The 12,425-nt window shown below is 48.2% G+C and carries 12 protein-coding genes; 6 read left to right on the top strand and 6 right to left on the bottom strand.

The features are described 5' to 3' along the window. The gene (locus ACEVG1_RS16445) at positions 1 to 1,575 is read left to right on the top strand and encodes a TlpA family protein disulfide reductase (protein ID WP_374744811.1); all 1,575 of its coding nucleotides are present in this window, start codon (positions 1 to 3) and stop codon (positions 1,573 to 1,575) included. Between the two features lie 88 nt (positions 1,576 to 1,663). On the opposite strand, the gene ACEVG1_RS16440 is transcribed toward ACEVG1_RS16445, so the two are convergent. The 3 genes from ACEVG1_RS16440 to ACEVG1_RS16430 are packed head-to-tail and all read right to left on the bottom strand — an operon-like array spanning position 1,664 to position 3,253. Continuing rightward, entirely contained in the window at positions 1,664 to 2,506 is an 843-nt protein-coding gene (locus ACEVG1_RS16440) for a MauE/DoxX family redox-associated membrane protein (RefSeq protein ID WP_374744810.1), read from the bottom strand. Beyond that, on the bottom strand, positions 2,493 to 2,795 hold the full coding sequence (locus ACEVG1_RS16435; protein ID WP_374744809.1) for a hypothetical protein: 303 nt from the start codon (positions 2,793 to 2,795) through the stop codon (positions 2,493 to 2,495). Before ACEVG1_RS16435 ends, ACEVG1_RS16440 begins: the two co-directional genes overlap by 14 nt. Continuing rightward, positions 2,792 to 3,253, bottom strand: coding sequence for a hypothetical protein (locus ACEVG1_RS16430; RefSeq protein ID WP_374744808.1), 462 nt, complete (start codon positions 3,251 to 3,253; stop codon positions 2,792 to 2,794). Before ACEVG1_RS16430 ends, ACEVG1_RS16435 begins: the two co-directional genes overlap by 4 nt. A 447-nt stretch (positions 3,254 to 3,700) precedes the next feature. Between ACEVG1_RS16430 and ACEVG1_RS16425 the strand changes: the two genes are divergently transcribed. Continuing rightward, a complete protein-coding gene (locus tag ACEVG1_RS16425) occupies positions 3,701 to 4,909 on the top strand; it encodes an ATP-binding protein (protein WP_374744807.1) in 1,209 nt (402 codons plus the stop codon). A 181-nt stretch (positions 4,910 to 5,090) separates the two neighbouring features. Then, positions 5,091 to 6,314 (top strand): ATP-binding protein, encoded by a 1,224-nt coding sequence (locus tag ACEVG1_RS16420; protein WP_374744806.1) that lies wholly within the window; start codon positions 5,091 to 5,093, stop codon positions 6,312 to 6,314. A gap of 19 nt (positions 6,315 to 6,333) precedes the next feature. Here ACEVG1_RS16420 and ACEVG1_RS16415 read toward each other — a convergent pair whose 3' ends face one another. Next, complete coding sequence (locus tag ACEVG1_RS16415) at positions 6,334 to 6,528, bottom strand: hypothetical protein (RefSeq protein WP_374744805.1); 195 nt, start codon at positions 6,526 to 6,528, stop codon at positions 6,334 to 6,336. A gap of 346 nt (positions 6,529 to 6,874) precedes the next feature. Here ACEVG1_RS16415 and ACEVG1_RS16410 point away from each other — a divergent pair, with 346 nt between their 5' ends. Further along, positions 6,875 to 7,519: a hypothetical protein gene (locus ACEVG1_RS16410; protein WP_374744804.1), complete on the top strand. Its 645-nt coding sequence runs from the start codon at positions 6,875 to 6,877 to the stop codon at positions 7,517 to 7,519. Between the two features lie 50 nt (positions 7,520 to 7,569). Continuing rightward, the gene (locus ACEVG1_RS16405; RefSeq protein WP_374744803.1) at positions 7,570 to 8,733 is read left to right on the top strand and encodes an ATP-binding protein; all 1,164 of its coding nucleotides are present in this window, start codon (positions 7,570 to 7,572) and stop codon (positions 8,731 to 8,733) included. 13 nt (positions 8,734 to 8,746) lie between these two features. On the opposite strand, the gene ACEVG1_RS16400 is transcribed toward ACEVG1_RS16405, so the two are convergent. Then, a complete protein-coding gene (locus ACEVG1_RS16400) occupies positions 8,747 to 9,865 on the bottom strand; it encodes a hypothetical protein (protein WP_374744802.1) in 1,119 nt (372 codons plus the stop codon). 218 nt (positions 9,866 to 10,083) lie between these two features. Here ACEVG1_RS16400 and ACEVG1_RS16395 point away from each other — a divergent pair, with 218 nt between their 5' ends. Continuing rightward, a complete protein-coding gene (locus tag ACEVG1_RS16395; protein ID WP_374744801.1) occupies positions 10,084 to 10,881 on the top strand; it encodes a helix-turn-helix domain-containing protein in 798 nt (265 codons plus the stop codon). A 513-nt stretch (positions 10,882 to 11,394) separates the two neighbouring features. On the opposite strand, the gene ACEVG1_RS16390 is transcribed toward ACEVG1_RS16395, so the two are convergent. Next, positions 11,395 to 12,372 (bottom strand): helix-turn-helix transcriptional regulator, encoded by a 978-nt coding sequence (locus ACEVG1_RS16390; RefSeq protein ID WP_374744800.1) that lies wholly within the window; start codon positions 12,370 to 12,372, stop codon positions 11,395 to 11,397. Positions 12,373 to 12,425: the final 53 nt, after the last annotated feature.

Raw genomic sequence — 12,425 nt, 5'->3', positions numbered from 1 at the left:
ATGAAGACGACTAACAAACAGATTACATCCGGGCTGATGCTCTGCCTCTTTTTATTCTGGGCCTCCCCGTCTACTGGAGAGCCCGGGCCATTACAGCAACCGGGGATCAAAATTAGTGGAACCGTCGACCAGCGACTGGACGCGCGAGAGCTTATCATAACGTTGGCAACCGACGTCTTTCAAACGATTAATTGGCCTTTTGATGCTGAACAAATTTCAGTGCCCATCGCCAACGGAGCTTTCTCAACAACATTCGAAGTGCCTGGTCGGTTTTGTTACGCTAAATTTCAATTACTTGGAGAAGAAGGGACAACAATCAACAACCCCCTATTACCCTATGTTGCCAATTTTTTTCTTCTGGAAACAGGGCATGATGTTCAGCTGAAAATTTCTGCGGATCAATGCGATATCTCAGGAAGTGGAGCAAAGCTCTTCCGCTGCCAACACGAAGCTAACTTGATGCGGACAGAAATCTCGAAAAAAAACAATGTCGCCTTGCGTCAGGTCGAAGAGGTGATGAAAAAAAGCAGGGTAGAAAATAAGGACATAGGGGCTATGAAAGCACACCTTGTCGTGCGATTCGAACACGAATACCAAATCCGGGATGCGCAGATTGCAGCACTTCATAATTACTGCAACCACATTTCTAAGGACGCAATGGAAATCCTGGAGGTAGATTACAGGATGAGGGCCCTACATGCGGTATTGAGGCAAATGCATTTTTTTATCAAGTCTTCCGTATTCGCTACCGTACCCGGTGCGCAGCGGGATATTCTCCAGCTTTTTATGGACAGTGTATGGTTTTCAGCAAGCGAAAGCGTATCCGACAAGGTGATACCACTATCCAAATTTTATTTACCCACGTTATACCTCAAAGAGCTTTCTACTTTCTCTCTGCCTATCAAAGCGAATCAATCGGCATTTGATAGCGGTGCACTCTTCGAAGCCGTGGTCCGCAAAATAGCTGCCACATATAAGGGTGCCTTAGCTGAACAGCTCTTGACCACTGCGTTTGTGACTCAAATGGCTAACGGTAATATTTCAGATGAATTATATGACTATGCCCTAGGCTTACTCCATAATCCCGCCTATCGGCAGTGGCTCGTAAACTTATCTAATACAAGCAAAATAGGCTCAGTGGGGTTTGGTTTCACCCTGCAGGATTCGACCGGAAAATGGGTTTCTTTTAGTGGTTTTAAAGGCAAAGTAGTCATACTGGACTTCTGGTATACGGGCTGTGGAGGTTGCATTGGTCTCAAAAAAAAGATGGGTCCTGTTTTTGAGAAATTCTTAAATACTGACAATGTTTCGTTTGTAACGGTAAGTATTGATAAAAATCAATCAACTTGGAAAAAGAGCCTGCAAAGCGGAATATATACGCACGATGGGAGCATAAATCTTTATACCGGAGGTAAAGGCAAAGATGCCCCAGTGATCAACCATTACCGCATCGGTGCCTATCCTACCGTTATTATCTTTGACCAAGAAGGAATGATCCGGTCTTATAATCCGCCAGAAATTGGTAGCGAGATCGGGAATAATCGCTTGATAGCGTTAATCGACTCCTTGATATAACCAAACTCCCGGAGAAACGGCTTGCCGAATTCCGGGAGTTATAAATTAAACAACGGCTACGGACCAACAATTGGCTCGTAACGGAGGCTTATGGGGCTATTGGGTAAATGCCCAGATTCTCACTGAAGTCTTCGATTAAGCCGAGCCCCTTGTAATAAGTGACTTGACTTGGTGTAAGTGATGAAGGAACCGTGATGTGCGAATCCTTTGACGTCCGTTGAAGAGCACAGATGAATTCGGAATTGTTTTCGCATTCTTCTTCAGAATACGAAAGCGGATCCAGCTCTTCGTAATCACCATTTTGGGTCGTGTTGACCCACATCTGAGTGACAAGCATCCTGTTGTTTGCCTCAGCTTTTTGTGTATAGGCGCTGTTTCCTACGGCGATGGCACCTAGTGCCAAGCCCAAGACAGTTAAACGTAACATATGATATAAATTATTGGTAAAAAGCTTTTTGAATACCCGTTTGAAGCCTCTGAGCCCCTTTATAAGAAGCGGCTTTATTTTCTTCCAGTGTAAAGTAATTGGAACAACGGCTATCAGTATCAGATTGAATAGGATATGCTGTGTCCAGGTTAGCGATTCTATTACCCCACCGCAATTGCACGTGCGGGGTAAGCCCGAGGCCACCATATAGATGAGGTAAGTGGTAAATACTACCATCAATGACATGGATGCCCATAGGGCTTTCTTCATCATGGGCGGAAAAATGAGCAGTAAAGCCAACAAGGCTTCTGCCGCAGGGATGGCCCATGCGATGAAATGGGCGTGTTCCGGGCCAATAAGCGGAGATTTACCCAAGGTGGTAGCAAATTCAGCATGGCCTACGAATTTCGCGTGAGCGGTGTAGGCGAATAGGTAAACGTATGCAAACGCGGTGATAAAAATTCGGGGCCTTACTTGCGTGGCTTTAACATTACTCCAGTTCATTGCTTTCTTCTTTTTCCGGTAGAAAAGTCATTTCCTCCTCCGGCTGGTGAATATCGGCTGGTGGTTCTTTATAAAACCACTCGTATGTTTGTTTTACATTGCATGGTGGGCAGTCTACCGGATTGTCCGTGTAGTAAATGTCTGCCAGTGCCTCGTCAAAGAGTAGGTCATCGCAAGCACGGAGCCCTGCTTGGTAGCCTACATAGGCACCGATGGCCCATGCCACGAAGGCAGAAAAAAGGCTCGCCGACAGTATCCATACCCAATATCTCTTCAGTGTGTTCATCATCCCAGTGGTTCATTGTACTTACGGGTACAGTTTGCAATCAGTTTCACGCCGGTGCGCACACGTTTTTGCACGGCCCTACGGATGGCCGATGGACGTCCAATCGTCTTTCCTTGTTCCTCGGTAATGATATATTGCCAGAAGAGGCTGTCCAGCCAGATGATCTGCTCGAGCTCGGTAACCACCGAACAGTTGGCATAGCCCAGGGTTTTAATGCCGAAGCGCCACTCCACAATGCCGTGCACGGCGCTGAGGTAGGCCACCCGCGGGTCGCACGGGTTGCTGTGGTATAGCCGGATGACGAAGGGCGAGGCATACGTGTCGGCATAGACCCGGTCGCCGAAACCTTCCCAGTATATCGCCTCGTCGTGGCTGGTCTGCCAGTGGAAGAGCTTGAGCCAATAGGCTTGGATCATCGCTGGCGTGGTGGCCGGGGTAGGGGGGTATGTCTTTGTTTTCATCGTTTTCTCTCCTTTCTCCATACAAGGATACGGCGGATATGAAATTTTTGATGGGAAGGGCAAACCGGCCTGGCATAGTGCTAAAGCACGATTAGTGGGGGACGTTTTGGGGAATATGGAATTTTTTTGCGGAGTAGGCTTCTTGGTTAATCAGGCTTTTTAGCGTGTTGGAGGCGGTTTTTTGCATTTTTGGTCGATAAAAAAATGGGGAACCGATCATTCCCCAATATTTTTTCATTTTTTCACTGCAATAGGCAAGCGTAGGGCATAGGGTGGTAAAGCCAAAAAGGATGAAAACTTCGGATATTCGTTGAACCGGCCAAGCTTTTTGTATGGGAAGAGAACAAACGGTCTTCGGCAACATATCTTATGCATTGGTAACGGATAAAAGTTTATATTAGTAATGTATAATTTTATACATTTGTAATATAAACATTAGTTCAATAGATGGTTACGCAAGAAGCACTCACCCAAGTTATTGCTGCGCAACGGGATAACCTGTTGGCAAAAGGCTTGGGGTTGAAAAGGGAGGCAATGGCAACCCTCCCCGATATCTCCGCATATGCATTAATTGTATCTGGCGTACGGCGCTGCGGAAAAAGCACGTTGCTTTTCCAGCTTCTCCAGCAACGGTATCCGCAAGCATTGTATCTCAATTTCGAAGATCCAAGGCTTTACGGTTTTGATATCAAAGATTTTGCAAGGCTTGATGAAATTATCCGACAGGCGGGTGCAGGTGTCTTATTGTTTGATGAGATTCAGATTATCCCAGAATGGGAACGATATATACGCCAAAAGCTTGATGAAAATATCAAAATAGTGATTACAGGCTCCAATGCCAGTCTGCTGAGCAGGGAATTGGGCACCAAGCTTACCGGGCGTCATATCACTAAAGAACTTTTCCCTTTTTCCTACCGGGAGTTTATCACATTCACGCAACAGAAAGCATCATCAGATTCCGTAAGCGAATATTTACAAGTGGGAGGTTTCCCGGAATATGTGAAACAACGTGTGGATGATATATTAAACTATGTACTGGAAGACATTCTGATACGCGACATCGCGGTGCGCCATGGTATCCGTGACGTAAATAGCTTGCAGCGGCTTACATTATACTTGATTTCCAACATAGGGAAGCTTGTCACCGCTAACAGACTGAAGAGTTTAATCGGAGTGGGGTCGACCAATACGATAACGGAATACCTATCCTATCTGGAAGATAGTTACTTGGTTCATTTTATCCCCAAATTCGATTATTCGCATCGGAAACAAATGGTAAACCCCAAAAAGGTATACGCGATAGATACAGGTTTGGTAAACGTAAACTCAGCATCCTTTACAGACGACAGCGGCAGGCAATTGGAAAATTTGGTGTACCTGTACCTCCGGCGGCGATACAAGGATATCTTTTATTTCTCAGCGAAAGGAGAATGTGATTTTGTCGTTTCCGATAAAGGCAACATACAGACGGTGATACAGGTGTGCTACCAGTTGAACGCAGATAACCTCGACCGGGAGTTGAATGGAATGACCGAAGCCCTTGGATTTTTCAAATTGGACGAAGGACTCTTGATTACCCATGCACAACGGGATCTGTTTGAAAAGGACGGAAAAAAGATCGTGGTTTTACCTGCACACGAATATCTGATGGATTGAGTCTATTAAGGTTTGAAACCAAAATCTTCCTCCTGCATTTTCCGCATCCGGCCCAGTAGGCGGTAGAATCTCGCAACGCGGAGCACATGAATGATATATTGTTGTTTTAGTTTTTGTGGTTGTAACCCTAAAAATATTAAATAATTGATTATGTTTGTGGTCATAACCCAAATACGAGAAGATGAAAGTATTACCAAGACCCATCTATTTGGATCGACTGTTAAATTACATTGACAAGCCTCAGATAAAGATTCTTACTGGAATCCGCCGAAGCGGAAAGTCGTCAGTTTTAAGGATGATTCGAGACGAATTGCTGTCAAGGGGTGTCGAAGCGGATCATATCATCCACCTCAATCTGGAAAGCTTGCTAAATACGCAACTCCAAGAAGCGGAAGCCTTATACAAACATATTCAGCGGCAAATCACCAAAAGCGATAGATATTATATCTTACTTGATGAAATACAGGAAGTAAAGGGTTGGGAAAAAGCGGTGAATTCTTTTTTGGTCGACTTCAACGTAGACCTATACCTCACCGGATCCAATTCTCATTTATTATCTTCAGAATTGGCAACCTATTTAGCAGGACGTTATGTCGAAATTCCGATCTACACACTTTCTTTTGCCGAGTTTTTGCAATTTAGAAAACACTATATATCTGAAAACCCTGAAAATATCCGAGCAGCATTTATACACTATCTCCGAATGGGTGGGTTTCCGGTTATTCATACAACCAACTACTCAGAGGAAACCGCCTATCAAGTGATTTATGATATTTATTCGTCCGTGATTCTCCGTGATACGGTACAACGACATAAAATCCGCGATGTAGAATTGCTCGAAAGGGTGGTGAAATATATTTTTGATAATGTGGGTAATAGTTTTTCGGGTAAAAATGTAGCTGATTACTTTAAAAGTCAACAACGTAAAATAGACCTCAATACGGTATATAATTACCTTTATGCGCTTGAAGGAGCGTTCATCACCTACCGTATTCCTCGGTACGATGTAAAGGGTAAGGAGCTGTTGAAAACTCAAGAAAAATTCTTTGTTAGTGATCCCTCCATTATTTACTCGGTGATGGGGTACCGTGACCGGATGATTGCCGGTATACTGGAAAATATGGTAATGCTCGAGTTAAAACGCAGGGACTTTCGCGTCTATGTAGGTAAACTTGACAACAAGGAAATTGATTTCATTGCCGAAAAGGCCGGGGAAAAGATTTACATACAGGTAACCTATAAGTTGGAAAGCGAGCGTACGGTAGCCCGCGAGTTTAATCCCCTACTTGCTATAAAAGACCATTATCCAAAATATGTAGTTACGATGGATGAGGTTTGGCGAGAATCGATCGAAGGTGTGAAGCATATACACATCGCTGACTTTTTGCTTGCCGATAACTTTTAGCATTCCATAAACCAAGATTTTAACTATCCGTGGGTTTGAAACCAAAATCTTCCTCCAGCATTTTCCGCATCCGGCCCAGCAGGCGGTAAAATCGGCGTGCCGGCGTGTACAGCGCTTCCTTGTCAAACTTGGTGAGGCCATGCGCCGTTAGGCGTTTCCCGCCTCGCACCGCTGCTTCAAGCGACCAGCGACCGCTACTTCGAAAACCGTACAACGTTCTCTTGGTAAGCCACCGTATCCCGGGTACCCAGTGTTTCCAGGAAATTTTCGCTGAATGGGCTAAATACACCCGAATTGCTGTAGTATGAAGTAGCAAATTCACGTTGGCCGCGCCAACGGCTCAGCAGGTAAACGGTGGCGGGAAGCTCGAATGCCTGATAGGAGCCCGAGGCGGTCGCGATGATATCGCCGGCATGCTGATAGAGGGAAAAGGGTATGGGGATAATGACGTTGGTTTTCGCGATTCGATGACAAGTTGACCAGCTTGTGAAAACATACTGTTTATGGATTTGTCGCGCCTACCGAAACGAAAATGCTTTGCCACTGGCAAGGTGATTTTTATGAGTCGACAAGATGCCAGATCGGCCATGGTCAAGATGAAATGGGCATCCCAGACACACCACCGGCTGCCAGACGAGCAGCATAGCGCGCGTAGACGGAAGCAACCCAAACCACGGCGGGTATATTATTGCGAACATTGCGGCGGCTTCCATCTTACCAAGATGGAGTTTCCAAAGCCAGAAAACCGCGACGAACCCAAAGAGACACGGCTGGAGTCGTTTATCGGCGCTGTGCGTTGGTTCAATACTGAAAAAGGCGGAGGCGTGGTCGTGCTACCCGGTAAGAAGTCCCTGTATATCAACGAAGGGTTATTTCCAAAACCGTATCGCCCACCTCAAACAGGTGATATCCTGGTCGGTCAGCACCGCGACGACCCTGCCCGCGGCCGGGATGTGGCCGTGTATTGCCGGCCAGCCTCAAAATACGAGGACTGGAGGCTGCTGTTCGGGCTGTTGGGTACGGATAATTTGGTGCGTTTTGTCGATACCGATAACCGCTTCGCGTCCGTCCGTGTGGCAGGGCAGGGTGCAAATACATTCAAGTTGCTCGACATTGGTGCAATTCAGCTTTGCCGCACGTACACGGATGCGAAGTTATATTTTCCAGATATTTCAAAATTTATATTCATATATTTCAAAGTTTGATTCCGGATATTTCAAAATTACCGTACCTTTGGTAAGATAAAATTGCGGTTATGCCCAAATTGTTCTCCCGAAGTTTAGCTGAAGAAATCAGAAAACGTGCACATCAATTCCCTATCCTAGCAGTTACCGGCCCACGGCAGTCTGGCAAAACCACGCTGCTTAAATCCCTGTTTCCTGATCATGTCTATGTGTCTTTAGAAAATCCGGATATCCGGTCATTTGCTGAAGATGATCCGAATGGGTTTCTGCAACGGTATCCAGGGCAAGCAATACTTGACGAGGTTCAGCGCGTGCCTGCGTTGTTTTCCTATTTACAGACGGCTGTGGATGAATCCGGCCAAATGGGCCAATACATCTTGTCGGGTTCGCAAAATTTTCATCTACTGAAGAATATCACGCAAACCCTCGCAGGGCGTGTTGCCCTATTTCGCCTACTACCGTTGGATCATGATGAAATGGAGCAAGCTGGAATACTACCGGGTACATATGCAGAAGCTTGCATTCAAGGGGGATATCCTGCTATATTTCATCGGGGGATTAGCCCTGCCGACTTTTACGAAAACTACATCCGTACCTATATAGAAAAAGATGTTACGGAATTGGTTAATATCCGCGATACGCAAAGCTTCCGTACATTTCTGGGCTTATGCGCGGGGCGTACCGGGCAATTGCTGAATCTCAACGCCATGGCAAATGAATGCAATATTTCCCAACCTACGGCTAAGGCTTGGCTTTCCATATTACAAAGCAGTTACCTGGTTTTCCTATTGTATCCTTACCACGAGAATTTCAATAAGCGGCTTGTTAAAACACCTAAACTTTATTTTTATGATACCGGATTGGTGAGCTACTTGCTGGAGATACGTGAAAAGTCGGAAATTTTAACGAACCGGCTAAAAGGGAACATTTTTGAAAACCTGGTGGTTTCTAACTTTATGAAAATAAATGAACACCGATATCTGCATCGGCATTATTATTTTTGGCAGGATCACAACGGGTTGGAAGTGGACCTGCTTCGAAAAACCGCGGATGCATTTGAAGCTTATGAGATTAAAGCTACCCAAACACTAACAAGCGACCTTTTTAAGGGATTGCATCATTTTGCGGAGATCGCTAAGCCGGCAACGGTGCATTTGCATCTCGTATATGGTAGCCAGGAGTCTTTAACGCGAAGCAATACCGATGTACAGGGGTGGAATGCCTGTTTTCCTTAGGTACAGTAATTATTTACCCACTATCGGTGGGTTTGAAGCCAAAATCTTCCTCCAGCGTTTTCCGCATCCGGCCCAGCAGGCCGTAAAATCGGCGTGCCGGCGTGTACAGCGCTTCCTTGTCAAACTTGGTGAGGCCATGCGCCGTTAGGCGTTTCCCGCCTTTGCCCTCATACACTTCGCAAAAAGCCGCTGCGGCCTCCTGCTGCGTAGGGTAGTCGAAATCGCCCGCAAGGAAAAAATAGCGGAAGCGTACGGCCAGATCGCCGATAAGCAATTTTGTGAGCAGCCGCATCCACGGTTTATGGGCATTGAGCAGGCGCTGCTGCTGCTCAAGTCGCTTCCGGCAATCGCGGAGATAGATTTGCATATGTACATGCAGCGATGCGTTGTCCGGATCAAAGGCAATGCCGGGCTTGGGGTTGTAGTGTGCCGCCGTTTGCTGCCACTGCTGCAGACAGGCTTCCTGCCCGCCCTGTTTAGCCGCGGCGGCGATTTCCGCCTCGCGAAGCTCGCGCCAGCGCTCAAAGATGCCCATGTAGTTGAAGTTGCAGTTCACCAGCAGTTCCAAAAGGTGATGCTTCCAGCGGGTGGAGGTGCGCTTGGCGGCTAGCTTCAGCCCCTGGCCGATCAGCAGTGGGAGGTAGGCTTTATGCCGGTAGGTGAGCAGCGGCAGTGCCTTTTCGTCAAACAGGTTGCGTAGGGCATGCCGGATTTCCCGGCCGTACACGGCCGGGAGCTGGTGCCGCTCGATGGCCGTGCAAATCACCGGCAGCTGGCGGTCTACTAACGCTTGGACATGCTCGCGCTCGTGGCGAGGCAGCGGGCGATCGGGGTCTATTAATGCCGTGCGGCCGTCCAGCAGCTCGCCCAGCAGCCGGTCGAGGGCCTGCCGGATCTGGGCTGGCCACGCCTGCCGGTCGATGAGGCGGTCTACCTGATGGTGGTATTGGTTAAACTGGAGCGCCAGCATGTCGGGTGTGGCGCAGCGCTCCAGGCTTTGCTGGAAGGCTGCCGATACTTCTTCCGTAAGTCGGAGGATCTCCTGTAACCGGTTCCCGTCCGGCTCGTCTGCCGGGCGTAGCCGTGGCCATTCGGTCAGTTTCTTTTCCAGCGTGCGTACGTGTGCTACCATGATTCCCTGTTTTGTTGCTTACATGAAAACGAAGGTAGAGCACACCTAAGGCGCATTTAGGTGATTTTGGCTACGGCATTGTAGGCGATTTTGGCTACTTCATGAAAAACCTGCGGCCGCTAGGCGATCCGTCAAGCAAAATGACGGGTAAATGGCGGGTATGATTTGTGCGCTCCTATTCCTTAAACCTGTAATATTGCACCATAAATAGTTTTGATATGCAACAACCAGCATTAGGAAAAAGACTCACCGCCCTGCGCAAAGCGAAAAACCTTACGCAGGAAGAACTGGTAGAAAAAAGCCGCGTGAGCGTGCGCACCATCCAGCGCATCGAGGCGGGCGAAGTAATGCCGCGGATGTATACCGTGAAAATTCTATTGGCGGCACTGGGAGAAGAAATGGAAACTCAACAAAACAACGTACCAACCGTAAACCGAAACACACTGCTCATAGCGGCATTGGCTGGGGCGGTATTCCTCGTAACCGAAACCATCCTTGGGGCCATGGACGTGGCCTGGTTCATCGGCGATAGGAACTGGGGGCACTATGAAAACACCATTTATTTTGCCCTTACGGTATTGATGATCGGCTCATACACGCTATTTGCGCGGGGGCTCATCGCCTTGAGTAACCTATTTGAGAATAAGCTGCTGAAAACCGTGGCCTATATGCTCATCGTGGCTACGGCGGCAGTTGGTGTTTTAGACATAGTGTCATTGTCTGCCGCGGATGCAGATACCTTCCTGCTCCCTTACGCCACAGCATCGGTGCTGTTTGGCGCATTGAGCATCGCTTTCGGCGTATCGCTCATCCGCTTGCAGGATGGCATGGGCGAGCTCTCCCGCGTAGCGGGCATACTGGAAATCATCATCGGCTGCCTGCTGGTCACCGTGGTGCTCTTCTTCGTGAGCTATGTGATCATGATCCCTGCCGTAGTGATTGAGATATTGATCCTATACCGCGGGTACGAATACCTCTCCAAAGCTGATGCGGTTCAATTAGGCGGCGAGAGATAGAGGGGCTACATACTTCTGCAACCACCGCTTGGTTTTTTTCCAACTTCAGTTTGTAAAACTTCATTAATGCTTTTGTTGTTACGGCCGTAACTGTTACGGCGGTAACAAAGTTAATGCCGTCTTTCGAAACACTCGAGTATTACGCACAAGATTCGGCGGCCCTATTCCAAGAGAATAGCTGGCTGCGAACGGGAATTGGCTTTTGAGGATTGACTAATTACCCGCTATCCGTGGGTTTGAACTTGAAGTCACTTGGCAGCTTTTTTCAGGAAATACCGTTTATGTATTAGTAATGAACAAAAGTTTATATTAGTAATATATAATTTCATGCATTTGTAATGTACACATTGGCTTAATCGCCGCAAAACACTGGGCATTTGTCCATTTTCCGATAATGTTATTGTTTTCCGTAATGCTGCTTCTTTTGGACAAGGCTGTAAAACCACTGGTGACCGAAGAAGAAATTGACGAAATGCTATCGTCAATTCAAAAGGACATGGAAGTGCGTGAGCGTTAGCGGTAATTACTTGGCGACACGCCATACCTAGCCTTAAACGCCTTGTTGAAATGCCCGTACGTCCAACACACGTACCGGGCTACTTGTGCAGGGCTGTCACCGGCTTCCAACATGCGGCGGGCCTGCTCCAACTTGCTGCTACGGATGTACGCACCGATGGCCTGGCCTACGTGCGTACGGAAAATCACCTTGGCATAGGCGTAAGATACCACAAACCGTCGTGCCACCTTGGCGGCATCTATGCTGTCACCATCGGCCACCAGCTCATCAATGTGCGTGCGCATGCGCTGGGCGAGTGCTTCGCCTACCTGCCCTCCGGTGCGTTGCACATGCATTTCCTCGCAGGCTGCCAACAACAACGTAATCACCAACGATTGAATGGCAATGTAGCGCCGCAGGTAGCTACTGCCGGGATGGTGCATAAATCGCCGGATGGCATCCGCTGCCGCGCCGGCCGTGGAGAGGCTGGCGCTCACCGCCGGTGTACCGAGCTTGGCCCGCAAGGCTTCCACGGGTGCAATGTTTTCCGCCAGCTCGTAGCTGGGCTCGCGAAACAACAAGGTATCCTTGGCTACGAAGTAAAAAACGTGATGCGTACCGGCCGCGAAGTGACAGGTATAGGCAGCGGCAGGAAGGTAACTGAGTCGGTAATGCCCGGCCCCGGTACGCAGCATGGCGGTCTGCTGATCGGTTCCCGTAATGCAGACGCCGCCCGCCAATACGTAAAACCCATACAGATCGTGCCGCGGGCAACGGATGGGAATGGCCGTAGGGGCTTCGCTTTCTACTTCCAGGCTGCAAACATACACATCGGGCAGGTCATACCCCTGCTCCAGCAAGCACCATCCCGGCGCCTGCCAATACCGCGCCTCCGCGCCCGGCAACGGATGGGCGCTAGCGGCCAAAGCCGCATGGATGGCGGCTTCATCATGCACGTGGGCATCGGGCCGATCGATGTGGATGGCGGTTTGCATGGGATAAAAAATCCGGCCACCTCCCATGGGGCGGCCGGATGATGAAGCATGTA

This window comes from Parapedobacter sp. 2B3 (assembly GCF_041925275.1).
GTDB lineage: Bacteria > Bacteroidota > Bacteroidia > Sphingobacteriales > Sphingobacteriaceae > Parapedobacter > Parapedobacter pyrenivorans_A.
Note: the sequence above shows the minus strand (reverse complement) of the source record. Positions and strands in the feature narration are given on the sequence as shown.

Excerpts from the sequence above, each read along its gene's own strand:
- ACEVG1_RS16435 (WP_374744809.1), bottom strand. The coding sequence starts at position 2,795 with ATGATGAACACACTGAAGAGATATTGGGTATGGATACTGTCGGCGAGC.
- ACEVG1_RS16390 (WP_374744800.1), bottom strand. The coding sequence starts at position 12,372 with ATGCAAACCGCCATCCACATCGATCGGCCCGATGCCCACGTGCATGAT.
- ACEVG1_RS16445 (WP_374744811.1), top strand. The coding sequence starts at position 1 with ATGAAGACGACTAACAAACAGATTACATCCGGGCTGATGCTCTGCCTC.
- ACEVG1_RS16410 (WP_374744804.1), top strand. The coding sequence starts at position 6,875 with ATGAGTCGACAAGATGCCAGATCGGCCATGGTCAAGATGAAATGGGCA.
- ACEVG1_RS16440 (WP_374744810.1), bottom strand. The coding sequence starts at position 2,506 with ATGAACTGGAGTAATGTTAAAGCCACGCAAGTAAGGCCCCGAATTTTT.
- ACEVG1_RS16420 (WP_374744806.1), top strand. The coding sequence starts at position 5,091 with ATGAAAGTATTACCAAGACCCATCTATTTGGATCGACTGTTAAATTAC.
- ACEVG1_RS16400 (WP_374744802.1), bottom strand. The coding sequence starts at position 9,865 with ATGGTAGCACACGTACGCACGCTGGAAAAGAAACTGACCGAATGGCCA.
- ACEVG1_RS16430 (WP_374744808.1), bottom strand. The coding sequence starts at position 3,253 with ATGAAAACAAAGACATACCCCCCTACCCCGGCCACCACGCCAGCGATG.
- ACEVG1_RS16395 (WP_374744801.1), top strand. The coding sequence starts at position 10,084 with ATGCAACAACCAGCATTAGGAAAAAGACTCACCGCCCTGCGCAAAGCG.
- ACEVG1_RS16405 (WP_374744803.1), top strand. The coding sequence starts at position 7,570 with ATGCCCAAATTGTTCTCCCGAAGTTTAGCTGAAGAAATCAGAAAACGT.
- ACEVG1_RS16425 (WP_374744807.1), top strand. The coding sequence starts at position 3,701 with ATGGTTACGCAAGAAGCACTCACCCAAGTTATTGCTGCGCAACGGGAT.